The organism is Simplicispira sp. 125, from assembly GCF_003096555.1.
Lineage (GTDB): Bacteria > Pseudomonadota > Gammaproteobacteria > Burkholderiales > Burkholderiaceae_C > Simplicispira.
In genome coordinates, this window is record NZ_QEKM01000001.1 from 3,636,843 (window position 1) to 3,653,516 (window position 16,674).

The window sequence follows — 16,674 nt, forward strand, 5'->3', positions numbered from 1 at the left end:
CCTCATCAGGAGATTCATTCCATGCCAAAGTCCCTCCCCCGCCGTCAATGGGCTCTGCGCCTGCTGGCCCCGGCCCTTCTGGTCGCTGTGCTGGGCGGTTGCGCCACCATGGGCCAGCCCTCGCCCGAGAGCGACCGCGCAGCACTTCAGCAGCGTGCCCAGGCCTACTGGGATACCGTGCGCGCCAACAACCGTGTCGCCGCATGGGCTTTCGAGGAAGTATCGAAAGACCCGAGCTGGACGCTGGAAGGCTATCTCAAGCGCGGCGGTATCACCTATGATGCCGTGGAGGTGCGCGGCGTGCGCAGCCTGGAAGGTGACCGGGCCGTGGTCGATGTATGGATGCGCTTTGGTGTGCCCCAACTGCGCATAAAGGGGCAAGAAGCCATGATGCAGGACGATTGGCGCAAGATTGACGGGGTGTGGCACCATGTGTTGCGCCGCAGCACCATGTTCCCGGACGCCAAGCAATAATCTTGTTGCTCAGGTGCAACAATTTCACGCTATCTTGATTTCTGGGAGGAATAGATTGAAAACGCGAAACTCTCAAGATAAGATAGCAACAACCCAAACGAAGTGACGGATGGGTTGCATATCCCGCATTCGTGGGGAAAGCTTCCTTCAATTATCTAAGGACTTAGAAATGAAAAAATTTGCAATGGCAGCCGTCGCGGCAGCAGCAATGACCGCTGGCGTGGCACAGGCTTATACCGCTGGCACGTTCAGCAACGGTGTGGTGGTTCCTAATGTCATCCACAACGGCGCATCCGATACCACGGCTGTGGGCTTGGTGAACCAGTCGGGTACTACCAAGGCTGTGTTCTGGACGTTCTTTGACCAAGACTCCAAGCACGTGACCGACGGTTGCTTCACGATGACCGACAAGGATTACCAACCCTTCGTTTGGGTGAATGAGGCTGGTGGCTCTACCGCTGGCAAGCGCGGCTACCTGGTGTTCTCCGTGGGTGGCGCTACTTGCGCTGCTGTGGCTCCTGGTGTTGTTGGTGACGAGCGAATCGCAGCTCACGCCTTCCAAGTGAACACGGCTGCTCAAGACGTGGCTTACACGCCTGTGATCGACGGTCCTTTGACCTACGCTGCTGGTACCACTGACTTGACGGTTCTGGGTGCTGCATCCCTGGAAAAAGTGGCCGGTGCTGCTCAGACGGTTCCTGTTGCTCCTGAAGTCGGTGCCAAGTTCAGCATGCGCTACTTCCTGGATGGCGGTGCTGCTACCAACATCGTGGTCTGGTCCACCGGCAGCCAAAAGGGTAGCCACACCGTCAACATTTTTGACGACAAGCAAAACCGCAAGTCTGTCAACTTCGACCTGAAGTTCGAAGAGCTGGACTGGTTTGACCCAGCTCCGATCGTCGGCCGTCCTGCAACCTTTGTTGATGGTTTCATCGACTGGGATGCAGCACTCGTTGCCGGTTTCGGTGGTGTCAATGCCAGCGTGTTCTCGTACAGCGTGATCAGCGCTCCTGCCTTTGGTGCCGTGCAAACGGTGCTGGGCTTCCACCGCAATTAATTTTTCTTCCATGGGCGGCCTTTGGTTGCCTGTGGTTTGAAAAACCAAGCCCGCCTTTTTTGGGTGGGCTTTTTATAGCGCCGCAAGGCGCTATATTCATTTGGAGTGTGTCATGAAGCAAATGCGCGTGTGGTCTGGTCGCTTTGCGGGCTTGGGCGCCGCTCTGTTGGTGTTGGGCTGTCAAACCGCGCCGGCACCTGTGGTGTCCGGGGCGGCTGCACAAACCTCGGTGGCGCCCAAGACAGTGGCTCCACCGACCATCCACCTGGACCTGCCCGATGCCTGGGGCGGGCAGTTGCTCTGTACAGCGGCAGATTGCCTGCTGGGGGCCGTGGAGCACGAGAACAACAAGCTGTCCCTGTTCCGCATCAAGGGTCGCACGGCCGCGCTGCTGGACCAGCAGCCCCTCGCTTACCACCCGGATTCCGCTGTATGGCTGTCGCCGCAGCTGTTGGTGGCTGCCGTTGAAAGGAGCTCCAGCCTGGATATTTTTCGGGTCGGAAATGGCAAATTGACGCCGCTGGTGCAGGCCAAGGTCGGTTTTGCCCCGCGCGATGTACTTGTGCTGTCCGCAACTGCAGGGAAATACCGCATGCTGGCCACCCCGTATTCAGGGAAAGATATCGCCTGGGTCGACTGGAGTGAGGATCGACCCCAAAATAGTCAGACGCACAAAGCCACCTGGTGCGAGGCGCCGTGGCACCCCATCCGGGTCTCTCAACTCCCTCATTCTGCGCAGGCGGGCATTGCCGTCGCCTGCCTCGACGACAAGAAGGTCGTGGCGGTGCCGGAGTCCGATCTCTCCGCCACGCCCAAGGTGTTGGCGAGTTTTAATGTGATTCCGCGCCAGGTGCGGCCATCGCCCTCCGGGCTGTGGCTGTATGTGGCCCTGGAAACGGGTGGGCGCAATGCCCGTATTCAGATGCAAACCGGGGAACTGCAGTGGATCGCCGGTGATCCCAGAGGATCAAGCGCTGTCGTTGCTCTGACAGACGACCTGGTGATCTGGGGTGATGACCAGCGCTTGACCCTGCAGCGCCTCGATGCCACGGGTGGCGTGCTGCAAACCCGGGAGCTGCGTACCAGTGGGTATTCCACCAGTCTGCAGCTGCAGGACATTGATGGCGATGGGCACCAGGACATCCTGGTGCTCAATTCTGCGGGCAAGCGCGCAGACGTCATTTATGGCCCGCTCTGGGAGCAGGCGCAGCCCCGGCCATGATCGACCCAACAGACCGAAAACATTGACAACATGACCAAGACATTGATTCGCTATCTCGTTCCCCGCATCGCGCTCCTGGCGGTGGCCACGGTGTTCAATGGGGCCCTGGCCCAGGAAGCCAAGGGCCCCGTTCTTGCCCGCCTGGCCAATGGCGAAACCATTACCGAGGCCGACTTGACCCAGTACCTGGGCCGCCGCATCGACCTCAAGCCTGCGGCGCGCAATGTGTCGGGTGTGCTCACCGTGGTGCAGGAGATGGCTTTAGCCCGTGTGCTGGCGCTGGAGGGCGAGAGCCAGGGGGTGCCCCGGCGTAAGGAGCGTGGCGAGGATCGTTTCGACGATGTGTATGCCTACGCGATCTTCAAATCCATGAGCCCCGTCTGCGAGGCCCCCAAGGACGAGGCCACGGCGCGCGCTTTCTACGACAGCAATCCAAAGGCGTTCACGGCGCCCACCACCGTCCGGTTGAGCCGCATCATCTTGCCTACCGGTACTTCGGTGGAGGGCGAGTCTGCCGGAATCTGGTTGGTGAACCAAGTGCAAGCCATTGGTGCAGGGACCTTGAAGTTCGACGATGCCGCCGCGAAGGCAGAGCAGGTCTATAAGCTCGAAGTGCAGGGCGACCTGGGCTGGGTGGCACTGAATGCAGAAAATCAGATCTTGCGTGCCTTGGCTTCGGCCAACCAGGGCGACATCGTAGGACCCGTCAAGGACGGTGAATTCGTCTACCTTTTCCAGATTGTGGCCAAACGGCCGAGCCAGATCGTGCCCTGGAAGGATGTCTCTGCCGTTGCCGCGCAGCATGCAGTGCGCTATTGCCAGGAGCAGGGGCGTGCCGATGTGCAGCAACGAATGTTCCAGAAATACGGCGTGCAGCTGGATGAAGAGGCTGTGCGCGGTATTTTCGACACCAAGTGATATTGATTTCCTAAGATTTCAGAGAGCGACGCATGCATCCTACGGCCATGAGCAACGGCAAGTTGTTTTTCGAAACGTACGCCGCCAAATTACCGCAGGGGATTGCCATTGATATCGGTGCGCAGGATGTCAATGGCTCGCTGCGCAGCGTGTGCCCACCGCATTTGCAATTTATTGGTGTGGATTTCGTGCAGGGCCGGGGGGTGGATGTCGTGCTCGATGATCCTTACCGCCTGCCTTTCGAGGATGCCTCGATCGACGTCGTCGTCAGCAGTTCGTGTTTTGAGCATTCCGAGTTGTTCTGGGTGCTTTTTCTCGAAATCATGCGTGTGCTCAAAACGCCAGGTTTGTTCTATCTCAATGCGCCGTCCAACGGCACGTTCCACCGCTATCCTGTGGATTGCTGGCGCTTTTATCCTGACAGCGGCAAGGCACTGATCACCTGGGCGCAGCGCAACGGGGTTGATGCCTGCGTTCTGGAGTCCTATGTCAGTCGCCAGCATGGCGCGGTCTGGAGCGATTTTGTGGCCGTTTTTCTCAAGGGGAGCGGGCATGCAGGGCAGTTTTCCGATCGCATTACTCAGGTTTTCAAGGATTTCTATAACGGTCAGGTATTGGGTGAACCAGGGTTTATGAATCTGGAAGAGTATCCTGAAGACCTGCAAAAATTACTCACCCCGCCAGCAGCCAGTGAAAGCCAGCTGCCTTGATGGTTTCTTAAACTTCGTAACAAGATAACTGGCCAGTGTGCAGGTGGCGCGCCTGAAAGAGCATTTTGCTGCCAGTAGCCTGTGTGCTAGAGTACTCAGTTAACTTTTTGCTGCTTTCTGGACATGAGCCTGCCTGGTCTCTGTCGTGTCCGAAGGCGCGTCGCGCAGCATCCATGGTTCCTCGAGCGTCCGTTCTTATCCCCGTCAAAAATGGTGGCGTCCTGCTGGGTGAGGTGCTGGACGCCGTGCTTGCGCAGCATGCACCTTGGCCGTTTGAGGTCATCGTGATGGACTCAGGCTCCACCGATGGTTCAGTCGACTTGGTGCGTGCGCGTGGCGTGCGCTGTGAGACGATCGCGCCCGAGGACTTTAGTCATGGGCGCACGCGCAACCAGCTGGCCGCCCTTTCCGGCGGCGCGTTTCTGGTTTTCATCACGCAGGATGCCAGGCCAGCGAGCACCGAGTGGCTTGCCCGCCTGGTCCAGGCATGCGACGCCGAGCCCGATGTGGCGGGCGCTTTTGGTCCCCATAGGGCCCATCCGGACGCACGGGCCATTACACGGCGTGAACTCGCCGAGCACTTTGCCGGTTTTGGTGCAGAGCAAAGCGTCGTGCGGTTGGAAGACCGCGCCCGTTTTGCTGTCGACCCCGGCTATCGGCAATGGCTACACTTTTTCTCCAATAACAATTCCTGTCTGCGTCGTTCGGTGTGGGAGCAATTGCCTTTTCCCGACGTTGCGTTTGCTGAAGACCAGACCTGGGCGCTGGCTGCGGTCGAGGCAGGGTATGGCAAAGCCTATGCGCCCGAGGCGGCGGTGTATCACTCGCACGACTTCGGCATCTGGGAAACCCTGCAGCGCAATTTTGACGAGGCGCGCTCGTTCCAGCGTTATTTTGGCTACGACATGCAGCGCAGTCTTGTGCGTGCATGGGCGAGCGCCGCCCTGCTTGCGCGGCGTGATGCGGCCTGGCTGCGCCAGGCGGGCCAGCGTGGCTGGGGGTGGGTGAAAAAGGCGGTCTATATGGCGGGCATCGAGCTGGCGCGCACCACGGGGCAATTCCTGGGGACGCAGCATCGGCGCTTGCCGGCCTGGTTGCTGGGGATGCTCTCCCGTGATCAGGGCTTGCAGCGTGGCCGTTCTGCCTAGGCGCTGCTGCAGCGCCCGCGAGGGGCTGGTGACCAGAAGATGCTCGGGCGCAGCGCCTGATGTTTATGTGCTTGTTGGGGCGTCGTGATGCCCCTGAGTGATGCGTTTTTGGAGTGTTTATGGCAGGGTTGATCGGGCTGCGCATGCGGCAGGTGTGGAATTTGACGAAACGCCACGGGCTGTGGGGCACCCTATCCATGGTCAGGCGACGGTTGGCGCAAGGCCCGGGAAGCCTGAAGAGCCGCAATGTGTTCATGCATTACGATTTTGTGCGCGTTGCCACGGTGGAGCTGGCAGCGGAGAAGGCGCGTGCCGGAACCTTGCTGTGGTTCATCCCGGATTTCAACATCGGCTCAGGCGGACACCAGACGATTTTTCGCACGATCATGCATCTGGAGCGCATGGGGTGGGAGTCGAATATCGTGATCGTCAGCCCGACCAACCATGCCACTGCCGAGTTGGCACGCCAGGATATCTGTGAATATTTCTTTCCCTTGAAGGCCAAGGTCTTTATGGGATTCAAAGGATTGCCGAACAGCGAGTTCGTGATTGCCACCGGTTGGCAGACGGCGTATCCGGTGCGGGCGATCGCAGGCGATGTCAAAAAGTTGTACTTCGTTCAGGATTTCGAGCCCAGCTTCTACCCGATGGGAACAGAATCGGTGCTGGCAGACAACACTTATCGTTTCGGTTTCTATGGCATTACGGCCGGTGGATGGTTGGCGAATAAACTGAAGACCGAATACGGCATGCAGACGCATCCCATCAGTTTCGGTGTCGATCATGATTGCTATCGTGAGCGCCCAAGGCGAGAGCAGGAGATCAAGCGCGTGTTTTTCTATGCACGCCCCCCCACCCCACGGCGGGCCTTCGAGTTTGGTCTGCTGGTGCTGGAGGCGGTTTCTCGCAGGCTGCCCGATACGCAGTTCATCTTGGCGGGGTGGGATGTCAGCGATTACCTCATTCCGTTTCCGCACCTGTCGGCTGGCGTGGTTTCGCCCGAGGAACTGGCCGATGCGTTCAGCCAGTGCGATGCTGCGCTGATACTGTCACTGACCAACCTGTCGCTCATGCCGCTCGAGTTGATGGCCAGCGGCTGCGCCGTGGTATCCAACCGTGGCGACTGCGTGGAGTGGCTGCTCAATGACGATGTGGCCCTCTTGACCGAACCCACGCTGGAAGCCCTGACTGATGCGTTGTGCAATTTGCTGCAGGACGACGCGGCGCGCCAGGCGCAGTGCCAGCGGGCGATGGCGTTTGCACGCCAACAACATTGGGAGGCGTCCGCCGAGTCTTTCGCGCAAGGCTTGCTGGCGGCTCGCCAGGCACTGACTCCCGCGCATGGGCACGCGGCGCACCAGGAGCCAGTGAATGCAGCGGTATCGGTCTGAGTTGTCTCGGCGCTGGGACTCGGTGAAGGTGAGGTCTCAATGAATGCGAAGAGCCAGGCACAGCGCTCGCCAGGGGTGTCTACGGTAGCGTCGGTGGGCGGTGCGCAGCGCGCCTGGGTCCTGTGGCGTTACTGGCTGCTGCGCGAGTTCAAGACGCGCTACGCCGGGTCGGTGCTGGGCCTGGCCTGGGCATTTGTTCAGCCGCTGGCGAGTCTGGCCATTTTTTACGTGCTGTTTGGCCTGATTCTGGCGGTGCGGGTACCGGGCCTGACGTCCAGCAATGGCTATTTGCTGCATTTGCTGGCCGGTCTGGCGATCTGGTTGCCCTTTACCGATGCCATTGGCCGAGGGGTTGGCAGCCTGGCCGCCTACGAGGACTTCCTGCGCAAGCAACCCATGCCGGCCGAGATCCTGCCTGCGGTGGCGGTCGGCGGTAGCCTGCTGGTGCTGGGCATTGGCTATGCTTTGTTGCTGGTGCTGTCGATCGGGCAGGGCGTGGGGCCTTTCGTGTCGTGGGCCTGGCTACCCTTGCTGGTGCTGGCCCAGGTTGTGCTGACGTTTGGCCTGGCGCTGGTGCTCAGCATGGCGCATTTTCTGTGGCGCGATGTGGGTTCCACCGTGGGCTTTGCGCTGCAGCTCGGCTTTTATCTCACGCCCATCGTCTATCCGCTGGCCCAGGTGCCCGAGCGGTTTCACAGCTGGTTTTTACTCAACCCGGTGGCCTGCCTGGTGCTGGCAGTGCAGTCGGCGGTGCTTCACATGCCGGTGCCGCTGGGCACGATGTGGGCGCTGGCGGTCTGGGTCGTGCTGCTGGGGGGCGGGGGCTGGTGGTTCTTCCGTTCCATGAAACCGGTATTGGGTGAGGCGCTGTAGGCCATGAGTATTTGCTTTGAAGGGGTGGAGAAAACCTACCCGGTCTACGCCAAGCCGCAGGACCGCCTGCTGGAGTGGCTTACCGGGCGGCAGCGTCACCGTGTGCATGTGGCCTTGTCCGGCATCGATTTTGCGGTGCAGGCGGGCGAGACTTTTGGCCTGATCGGTGAAAACGGGGCCGGCAAGAGCACCTTGTTGAAGATTGCGGCGGGAACGATCCGTCCGACACAAGGGCGGGTGGCGCGCGAGGGCCGGGTAGCGGCGTTGCTGGAACTGGGTGCGGGCTTTCACCCGGAAGAGTCGGGCTACGACAATATTCGCTTCATGGCGGCGCTGCACGGACTCGAAGGCGCGGATATGGAGGTCTTCCATCAACGCGCTACGGCGTTCTCGGAGCTGACGGTCGAGACGCTGGAGCGTCCGGTGAAAACCTATTCTTCGGGCATGTTCATGCGCCTGGCGTTCGCGGCGGCCACGGCAATCGACCCCGACGTGCTGATCGTGGATGAGGCCTTGTCGGTGGGTGATCTGCATTTCCAGAAGAAAAGCCTGAACCGTATCCTTGCGCTGCGTGAGCAGGGCGCGACGGTGCTGTTCTGCTCCCACAACCTGTACCAGGTGCGCAGCCTGTGCCAGCGTGCGGCCTGGATTCATGATGGGCGGATCGAAGCGATGGGCTCCACCGAGGATGTGGTGACTGCCTATGAAGCGCATGAGCGGCGAAGGTATGCGTATTTGAACACTGTCGCGACCGCTGCCATGGCGGAAGGTTCTTCGGCGGCGGTGATCCCGTCGACACATGCATCTGTGCCGGTGAAGATTATGCGCGTAGGTATTGAAACCTCTGACGGGATCAATCCTGTGCAGGTGGACTCTTTCCAGGATCTCACCCTGGAGGTCGAAGTGGAGTCTTATGGGGACGCGCCGTTTCATGTCGGGTTTGCCATTGTGCGGCCAGACAAGGACAACGTGTTTGGCAGCAGCACCCAGTTCCTCGATTCCAGGCCCCCTCTGCGTGGGGTGGGGACACATTGTTTGCGTGTGCGTTTTCCGCGTCTGCCGCTGTTGTCGGGCGAGTATCTGTGGAGTATCTATACGTTGGACGATACGGGCCTCCAGGTACTTGACATGGCAGAGCTGGTCCAGCCGTTCACTGTGCTCAACCAGCAACACCGTGAGTTTGGTCTTGTCTGGCTGGAGCATGAATGGCTGCACGCGCCATGAGCCGCGATTGGCGTCTGGAATGGGCATTTCCCGCATTGGGCAGCCTTCCCACGACATTGCCTTGGCGGCTTGTGCATTGGCTGGGACGGGATGCACCGGCCGTGCGGCGCGCGACCGAACACTATTTGCGACAGCAGTTCAGCCGGGCTTTCCCCGAAGCGACCAAGGAGCAGCTTCAGTTGTGGGCGCGTGCGCACATGAATATGCTGGCCACGGAAATGCTGGATGCCACGGCTTTGCACAGGTTGGGTGAGCCGGGTGGGCCAAGCGTTACGGTTCAGGGCTGGGAGCATGTGCAGGCCCTGCAGCAACGGCAGCAGGGTTTCATCCTTGTGCTCAACCACTACGATCGGCTACTCACGGCGGTGATTGCCTTGGGGCGGAGAGGTGTGGCGCTGAACATCCTGACAATGCCTGTTTTGGAAAACCCGGATCTTGGTGATGCGCAACGCGCCTTTCTCATGCGGAAAATTGCCAGCACCATGGCGATTACCGGGGGGCAGTGGCGTGTATCGAGCGAGCCCTTGCGACCGGTGCACGAAGGTTTGCGCAATGGCCAAGCCTGGGTGATTCTTGCTGACGCCTGGAGCCCCGACTTTGCACGCATGCGCGACCATGCCTTCCTGGGCGGATACCTCCGTTTACCTACAGGCATTGAGCGCTTGGCTCAATCGACCAGGGCGGCCCTGTTGCATGCCCGCACGCGCAGCCTGGCGCCGGACCGGTTGGAGGTGGTGGTGGATGCGTTGCCCGGTAGCCCGCAGATGGCCATCGATACTGCAATTGAACATTTGGAGCGGGATGTGCGCGACCGTCCCTGGGCTTGGTGGCATTGGGGTTTATGGGATCAAATGTGGCAACCGACAACACAAGAGGGGGAGAGATGTCCGACATAGATCGCTACGACTACGCCTTTGACCTCGAGGGTGATGCATGGGCCGCTCGACTCCTGCGCCGGGTGCCGGATGGGGGCTCGGTGCTCGAACTGGGGCCAGGACCGGGAGCTATGACGCAGGTGTTGCGGGCGCGTGGACAAGCGGTCACGGTGGTGGAAAATGATCCTGCCGCGCTGCAGGCATTGCAGCCGCTGGGTGTACAGGTGGTGGAGGCTGATCTCGATGGCCGGGTCTGGCTGGATGCGTTGGAGGGTCGGCGCTTCGACACCATTCTGGCCTGTGACGTGCTGGAGCATTTGCGTCAACCTGAGCAGGTGCTCAAGGCGCTTGCCGGTTTGCTGCAGCCCATGGGCAGCGTCATCATCTCTCTGCCCAATATTGCCTATGCCGGTGTGGCTGCGGCTTTGCGGGTCGGCATGTTTGACTACGCAGACAAAGGGTTGCTTGACCGTACCCACCTGCGTTTCTTTACGCGCCGCAGCATAGAGCAGTTGCTGATGGACTGCGGATGGGTGCCGGTCGCTTGGGAGGCTAACCGTGTCCCTGTAGCGCAGAGTGAGTTCGCTTGGTATTGGGAGTCCATACCGGATGCCTGGCGCCAGCATTTGCTGACGGGATGGGCCGATTTCGATGTGTACCAATGGATGGTTGTGGCGGCACCAGCACGCGACTCGCGCGACTGGGCGGCGATGCAGGTACGCACCGAAGCAAACCAGTTGCGTACCCAATTGCAGGCATTGCAGGTGACGCATGCCGCGGAACATGCGTCGCTGTTAGAGCACCAGAAGGCCTTCGCTGAAGCGCGACAGTTGATCGCACAGTTTGAACAAGAACTCGAGCAACTGCGCCAGCAAGTGCGGCTATTGGCGACCGACAAGGCCGCGTTGGAGCAGGTCTGCTCGAATACGCAAGCGACTTTGGCTGGACGCACATGGCGCGCGCGCCTGGATCGCCTGCTGGGTCGTGGATTGGTATGAAGTCAATAGGTTTCACGCACTTTGAAGCGGCGGGTCGCCGTTACCCTATTGATCCGGCGGCGGTGGTTATGCGCTGGTGTGGGCTGCGTGGCATGCTGCGATGGACTCTGCGGAGGGTCCACGCAATCTGCACGCTGATGCTGCTGTCGGCGGTGTTTCATGTGGGTGCTGTGCAGGCAGAGGCAATCTGGCAGTTTGTGGACCGCGACGGCGTGGTGCACATAGGCAACGCCGCGCCACCGCAGTCCAGGGGGCTGGTCTGGATTGACCAGCCACCGCTGGCACGAGCGGGCCAGGCGCCGGAGCGGGGCGTGGGTGCGCTCAGGCTCCCTGGTTACAAGGACGCCAAGCCCCATCTGGAAGCGGCGGCGCTGTCTGCCGCGATCGATCCAGCACTGGTCATTGCGGTGGCGGCAGCCGAGTCGGCATTCAACACGGAGGCGGTGTCACGCAAGGGCGCCCTGGGACTGATGCAGGTGATGCCGGCCACGGCTGAGCGCTACGGGGTGGCGGCCCATTCCACGGCGGAAGGGCGCAAGGCGGTGATGGAGCCCCAGGTGAATGCGCAGATTGGCAGCCGCTATCTGGCCGATCTGTTGCGCCTGTTTGACGGCGACAAGGAACTGGCACTGGCGGCCTACAACGCTGGAGAGGGTGCCGTGATGAAGTACGGCAAGCGAATTCCTCCCTACCCTGAGACGCAGCAGTATGTGGAGCGGGTGATGCGCCTGTACCGCACGCTCGCCCGGTGATGTGATGTTTGTGGGCAGCATTCAGCACTTTGATCCTGTGGGCTGTATCGGATTTCGGCGCCTTGCAGCTACCATCGGCGTCTCATGATCTTCTTGTCCGTCGTGGCATTCTTCGTGGCAGCGCTGGCTGCGGGGTTCATCGTGCGGTGGATGCGCAGCCATGCTGCTGCGTATGGCAACAGCATGCCGCAGCGGTTCCATTTTGGGGATGTGCCCCGGCTCGGCGGTGCGGCGGTGCTGCTGGGCCTGGGGGCGAGCTGGACATTGGGCATGGTGCAGACCTGGCAAGGCGATCCGGCGTCGCTGGGGCTGGGGGCGTGGGTGGGGGCGTGGCTGCTGGTGCTGCTGCCCTCGGCGGCTGGGGGCATTGCCGAGGACATGACGCAGCGCCTGACGGTGCGCTACCGGCTGGCCTTCACGGCGGCTTCGGGGGTGCTGGCCGTGGCTTTGCTGGGTTTGGCAGTGCCGCGGCTGGATCTGCCCTGGCTCGATATGCTGCTGGCGAATGTGCCCTGGATCGGGTTTGCCATTGCACTGCTGGCGGTGGCGGGGCTGCCCCATGCATTCAACATCATTGATGGCTACAACGGGCTGGCGGGCATGGTGGCGCTGATTGTGTGCCTGGCGCTGGCCCATGTGGCCTTGCAGGTGGGCGACCGGGCGCTGGCGGCGCTGCTGGTGTCCACGGCGGCGGCCACGGCGGGGTTTTTGGTGTGGAATTACCCGCGTGGCATGTTGTTTGCCGGGGATGGTGGAGCCTACGTTTGGGGCGTGGTGATTGCGTTGGCCAGTGTTTCGCTGGTGCAGCGCAATGTGCTGGTGTCGCCCTGGTTTCCGCTGCTGTTGCTGATCTACCCGGTCTGGGAGACCGTGTTTTCCATCTACCGCAAGTTGGCGCGTGGCGTGTCACCGGGCGTGGCCGATGCGCTGCATTTTCACCAACTGATCTACCGGCGCATCGTGCGCAGCGTGTTCCATGACGACGAGTCGCGCCGCATGCTGATGCGCAATAACCGCACCTCGCCTTATCTGTGGGGCTTTACCTTGCTCACCGTCGTGCCGGCGGTGCTCTTCTGGAACAACACACCCGTGCTGATGGTGTTTTGCGCGCTGTTTGTGGTGAGCTATGTGGCGGCGTACCTGGCCATTGTGCGTTTCAAGGTGCCGACCTGGTTGCGCCGCTAAAAGTAAAAACGGAGTATTTTTGGCCTCTGGCGCTTATCCAGTAAGCGCTATAAGCTATTTACTTAATAGCATTTCGGTTTAACGCGCCAACGTGACCCAGGCCTGCGTGAGCCTGCGTGTCAGCTCTTGTGGCTGGCGCACCAGGGCGTAACCGTTGCTGCCGAACAGCATGGGCAGGTAATCGTGCGCTTCGTGGTCTATGGTGACGCAGAACGGCGTAAGGCCTGCGTCACGCGCCTCCTGGATGGCGTGGCGGGTGTCTTCCAGGCCATAGCGGCCTTCGTAAATGTCGAGGTCGTTGGGTTTGCCGTCGGTCAGCACCAGCAGCAGGCGCTGGCGCTCGGGGCGGGCGGCGAGGCGCCGGGTGGCATCGCGCACGGCCGCGCCCATGCGGGTGTAGAAGCCGGGCTTGAGGGCGCCAACCCGTGCGCGCGCCGGCTCGCCCCAGCGCTCGCCAAACCCCTTGATGTGCTGGATGCGCACGTGCTGGCGGCGCACCGAGCTGAATCCCAGCATTTCAAACGCATCGCCAGTGGCTGCAAGCGCCTCACCAAACACATACAGCGCATCACGGATGACGTCGATCACGCGGGCGTCTGACGTGGCGTAGGCGTCGGTGGAGAGCGACAGGTCGGCCAGCAGCAAGGTGGCCAGGCTGCGCTCGCCGCGCTCGCGGCGGGTGTAGATGGGCGGTGCGTCGCTGTGTTGCACACCGCCGCGCGCCTCTGTCTGGAAGCGCACCCAGGCGTCCAGGTCGAGTTCGTCGCCGCTGTGCTGGGCCTTGATGTTGCGCGGTGCGGCGCGCAGCACTTCAAGGCGGCGGCGCACGCGGTGGGCCGTGGCGCGCAGGTGCGGCGATGGCACGAAAGGCGCTTGCGGCTGGGTGACCAGGCATTGCACCGCGCAGTGGTCGGGCAGCAGGGCGCGGCGGCGCCAGTCCCATTCAGGGGTTTTGCGACCGGGGCCGAGGGGGCGGTCGTCGGCGCTGGCGCTGGGCAGGTCAAGGTCGAACTTGACGCGCGAGGCCGTGGTTTGCTTGCCGCGCGCCAGCGTGAGCGTATCCATATCGTCAGCGGCGGCCTGGGCGTTGGGGTCGGGTTCGTCGTCGCTGCCGCGTGCCAGGCGAACGAATTCGCTCCAGGTGGTGATGGATTCTGTTTTGGGTGCCACGAGCAGGGGGTTGCGCTCCTCACCCGTGTCGGCACGCTTGGCGCGGCGGCGGCGCTTGCTGGCCTCGTCCTGCGCGGTGGGGTCTTGCTCGGTGTCGGGGTCTGGGCCGTCGCCTGCTGTGCTGGTTGTAATGGGCGTGGCTTCGATCTGTGCCGGGGCGTCGGCGGCCAGCCAGAGCCACACGGGCGCCACTTGCCCAGGCTGCACGAACAGGGCGCCGTGGTCTTCTCCGCGCAGGGCGGCTTGTACCGCGGCTTCAAACGGTACCGCCGCAGCGCGCAGGCTGGAAAGCGCCGGGCGCTGTGCCAGGTGGGCTGTTACCAGTGCGGCGTGGCGGCTGCGCAGGCCGGCAAAGCGCTGCAGGGCGCGGCTGCTGGCGGCGCGGTTGTCGGCAATCCAGTCGCCCGTGGGTTCAAACACGGCGGCCAGTGCTGCCAGCCACAAATAAAGGTCGTGGTTGAGTGCGCGCTGGTCGAACACGCCGATTTCGGGCGGTAGCGCCAGCACCTCGGGGTCGAGGCGGCTTTGTGCGCTGCGCTGGTTGCTGCCAGCGACGCGCTCCAGGAAGCGCCGCGCGCCGCCATGGCGCGAGGCTGCAGCGGGCGCTACGCGCACCGCAGGGTCGCCGCCACCCGCACGGTAGAGCAGGGCGATGCTGCGCTGCATATCGGCCAGCAATACACGCTCGGCGTTGGGCGGTGCGGCTGCGATGCGGGTGATGGCCTTGTGCCACCACTGGCCTACCCATTCTTCCATCAGTGAATCCCCTCGCGTTTTTGGCGCAGGGTTTCACGCACGGCGTCCAGGCCCACTTTCCACTCCAGCGTGGGGGTGCGCCCCTGGTCGGTCTGGGTGGCGTCGCAGGCGTCAAGGCACTGGCCGCACTGCACGCAGGCAAACATCATGCGTTTGATGTTGCGTGGATTCAGGCGCATGGGGCAGGCATGGTCGCAGGCGCTGCCGCTGGGCACCGGCCGTTGACCGAGAGGATGGGGTTGCGCGCGTGGCGTTTCCGCGGACAGCGTTTTCGAGCGGCTGGTGGGCATGACTTCACAGGTCTTGCATTCGCGCGCGCGGCTGCGGGTGAACGACACCACCATGGCCTTGGGGTTGGCCATCCAGGCCAGGCTTTGGAACAGGCCCACAGCGCAGCCGTAGCGGCAGAACAGATGCCGTGCCAGGGTGAATTCGAGGGTGAAGACGAGCGTTCCCACACCGAGAAAGCGCGCCTGGTTGGGGCTCAAAGTGCCGTGCACCAGGTTGCCCCAAATCTCGGCGGGAGGCAGCAGGTAGGTGAGCAGCGTGATGGCCCAGACGAAGCCAAACACCAAGCATGCGGCCAGGAAGACGGGCCACCAGCGCTTGTCGGCACTGCGGCCCGGGCGGGGCGTTGGGGATTTGTCCCACACGCTGAGCTTGCCGGTGGCGCGGTGCAGCAGGTCGTTGAGGGTCTCAACGAGCGAAAAATGGGGGCACAGCCAGCCGCAGTACAGGCGCCCATAGTGGTACGCCACCGCCAGGAAACCGATGACCAGCGATAACACGGGCAGGATGCCGCGCCAGACAATGGACCAGGCGGTCTGTGCTGCGGTGGCCTCGCCACGCACAAAGGCGTCGATGCCCAGCGACCAGCGGAAACCGAGCACCCAGAGTTGGGTCTCGTTCAAATCAAAGCGCAGCAGGTTGAGTGCCGGCGCGAGCAGGAAAACAGCAAAAAACGACAGCTGTAACCACCGGCGACGGCGCTGCAGCACCTGGGTGTGTGCCAGGGGGGCCTGCGCTGCATTGCCCGTGCCGCATGCGGCGGCACTGGCGCAGCTGGAGCAATCAGTCCCCATCACCCACCACGGCGCGTACCACTTCGTCGAGCGCACGCAGCGTATCGTGATCGTCGCTCAGGGCATCGACCACGGCGGCGCGGCAGGCGTCAACCAGGGGGAGGCCCGACGCCACGAGGCGCGCGGCCATCACCAGCAAGCGGGTACTGGCCGTTTCTTCGAGGTCGTGGTCGGTGAGGCGGCGCAGCGCCTGGGCCAGTTGCACCAGGCGGGCGGCAATCTCGGGCGTGGCGCGGCCTTCGCGCTCGAGGATGGCGCGCTCGACCGTGGGTTCGGGGTAATCCAGCGTGAGCGCGATGAAGCGCTGGCGCGTGCTGGGCTTGAGACCCTTGAGCAGGTTCTGGTAGCCCGGGTTGTACGAGATGACGAGCATGAACTCAGGCGGCGCGGCGATGAGTTCGCCTGTGCGCTCAATGGGCAGTACGCGCCGGTCGTCGGCCAGCGGGTGCAGCACCACGGTGGTGTCCTTGCGCGCTTCCACCACTTCGTCCAGGTAAAGAATGGCGCCTTCCCGCACAGCGCGTGTCAGCGGGCCATCGGCCCAGACGGTATTGCCATGGCCGATCAGATGGCGTCCGACGAGGTCGGCTGCGCTCAGATCGTCATGGCAGGAAACGGTGATGAGCGGGCGCGCCAGGCGCGCCGCCATGTGCTCCACGAACCGCGTTTTACCGCAGCCCGTGGGGCCCTTGATCAGCAGCGGGAGCTGCTGGGCGAAGCAGTGCTCGAACAGCGCGCACTCACCCGCCTGTGCGGCGTACCAGGGCACCGAGGCCCCGCCTGCCACCCGTTGGGGGGCGGCAGGCGCCGACACGAAGGCTTGTTCGGCGCTGTTCATG

General features: G+C 62.4%; 16 protein-coding genes. 13 read left to right on the plus strand and 3 right to left on the minus strand.

Annotation, left to right across the window (positions count from 1 at the left end):
• The first annotated feature begins 21 nt into the window (after positions 1-21).
• The 13 genes from C8D04_RS17060 to C8D04_RS17120 all read left to right on the plus strand — a co-directional run bounded on the left by C8D04_RS17060 (position 22) and on the right by C8D04_RS17120 (position 12,827).
• The gene (locus C8D04_RS17060; protein ID WP_116002651.1) at positions 22-474 is read left to right on the plus strand and encodes a hypothetical protein; all 453 of its coding nucleotides are present in this window, start codon (positions 22-24) and stop codon (positions 472-474) included.
• Between the two features lie 109 nt (positions 475-583).
• Positions 584-1,531 (plus strand): hypothetical protein, encoded by a 948-nt coding sequence (locus C8D04_RS17065; protein WP_233521048.1) that lies wholly within the window; start codon positions 584-586, stop codon positions 1,529-1,531.
• 112 nt (positions 1,532-1,643) lie between these two features.
• The gene (locus C8D04_RS17070; RefSeq protein ID WP_116002654.1) at positions 1,644-2,753 is read left to right on the plus strand and encodes a VCBS repeat-containing protein; all 1,110 of its coding nucleotides are present in this window, start codon (positions 1,644-1,646) and stop codon (positions 2,751-2,753) included.
• A 30-nt stretch (positions 2,754-2,783) separates the two neighbouring features.
• Positions 2,784-3,671, plus strand: a complete 888-nt coding sequence (locus C8D04_RS17075) for a peptidylprolyl isomerase (RefSeq protein WP_116002656.1) — start codon at positions 2,784-2,786, stop codon at positions 3,669-3,671.
• Positions 3,672-3,703: 32 nt separating this feature from the next.
• The gene (locus C8D04_RS17080) at positions 3,704-4,381 is read left to right on the plus strand and encodes a methyltransferase domain-containing protein (protein WP_116002658.1); all 678 of its coding nucleotides are present in this window, start codon (positions 3,704-3,706) and stop codon (positions 4,379-4,381) included.
• 173 nt (positions 4,382-4,554) lie between these two features.
• Positions 4,555-5,529: a glycosyltransferase family A protein gene (locus C8D04_RS17085; RefSeq protein WP_116002660.1), complete on the plus strand. Its 975-nt coding sequence runs from the start codon at positions 4,555-4,557 to the stop codon at positions 5,527-5,529.
• Between the two features lie 119 nt (positions 5,530-5,648).
• Positions 5,649-6,920 carry a glycosyltransferase family 4 protein gene (locus tag C8D04_RS17090; RefSeq protein ID WP_233521049.1) on the plus strand — a complete coding sequence of 424 codons (1,272 nt, stop codon included), beginning with the start codon at positions 5,649-5,651 and terminating at the stop codon, positions 6,918-6,920.
• A 39-nt stretch (positions 6,921-6,959) separates the two neighbouring features.
• Entirely contained in the window at positions 6,960-7,793 is an 834-nt protein-coding gene (locus tag C8D04_RS17095; protein WP_116002662.1) for an ABC transporter permease, read from the plus strand.
• Between the two features lie 3 nt (positions 7,794-7,796).
• Positions 7,797-9,017, plus strand: coding sequence for an ABC transporter ATP-binding protein (locus C8D04_RS17100; protein WP_116002664.1), 1,221 nt, complete (start codon positions 7,797-7,799; stop codon positions 9,015-9,017).
• Entirely contained in the window at positions 8,999-9,913 is a 915-nt protein-coding gene (locus C8D04_RS17105) for a hypothetical protein (RefSeq protein ID WP_116002665.1), read from the plus strand. The genes C8D04_RS17100 and C8D04_RS17105 overlap by 19 nt, the downstream gene beginning before the upstream one ends.
• Positions 9,901-10,890, plus strand: coding sequence for a class I SAM-dependent methyltransferase (locus C8D04_RS17110; protein WP_116002667.1), 990 nt, complete (start codon positions 9,901-9,903; stop codon positions 10,888-10,890). The genes C8D04_RS17105 and C8D04_RS17110 overlap by 13 nt, the downstream gene beginning before the upstream one ends.
• Positions 10,887-11,642 (plus strand): lytic transglycosylase domain-containing protein, encoded by a 756-nt coding sequence (locus C8D04_RS17115; protein ID WP_233521050.1) that lies wholly within the window; start codon positions 10,887-10,889, stop codon positions 11,640-11,642. The genes C8D04_RS17110 and C8D04_RS17115 overlap by 4 nt, the downstream gene beginning before the upstream one ends.
• An 84-nt stretch (positions 11,643-11,726) precedes the next feature.
• On the plus strand, positions 11,727-12,827 hold the full coding sequence (locus tag C8D04_RS17120) for a glycosyltransferase (protein ID WP_116002669.1): 1,101 nt from the start codon (positions 11,727-11,729) through the stop codon (positions 12,825-12,827).
• A gap of 78 nt (positions 12,828-12,905) precedes the next feature.
• Here C8D04_RS17120 and C8D04_RS17125 read toward each other — a convergent pair whose 3' ends face one another.
• Genes C8D04_RS17125 through C8D04_RS17135 form a run of 3 tightly spaced genes read right to left on the minus strand, consistent with a single transcriptional unit; the run spans position 12,906 to position 16,673 of the window.
• Complete coding sequence (locus tag C8D04_RS17125) at positions 12,906-14,753, minus strand: VWA domain-containing protein (RefSeq protein WP_116002671.1); 1,848 nt, start codon at positions 14,751-14,753, stop codon at positions 12,906-12,908.
• Positions 14,753-15,871 (minus strand): 4Fe-4S binding protein, encoded by a 1,119-nt coding sequence (locus C8D04_RS17130; RefSeq protein WP_233521051.1) that lies wholly within the window; start codon positions 15,869-15,871, stop codon positions 14,753-14,755. The genes C8D04_RS17125 and C8D04_RS17130 overlap by 1 nt, the downstream gene beginning before the upstream one ends.
• Positions 15,825-16,673, minus strand: coding sequence for a CbbQ/NirQ/NorQ/GpvN family protein (locus C8D04_RS17135; protein ID WP_116002674.1), 849 nt, complete (start codon positions 16,671-16,673; stop codon positions 15,825-15,827). The genes C8D04_RS17130 and C8D04_RS17135 overlap by 47 nt, the downstream gene beginning before the upstream one ends.
• Between the last annotated feature and the right edge of the window lies 1 nt (position 16,674).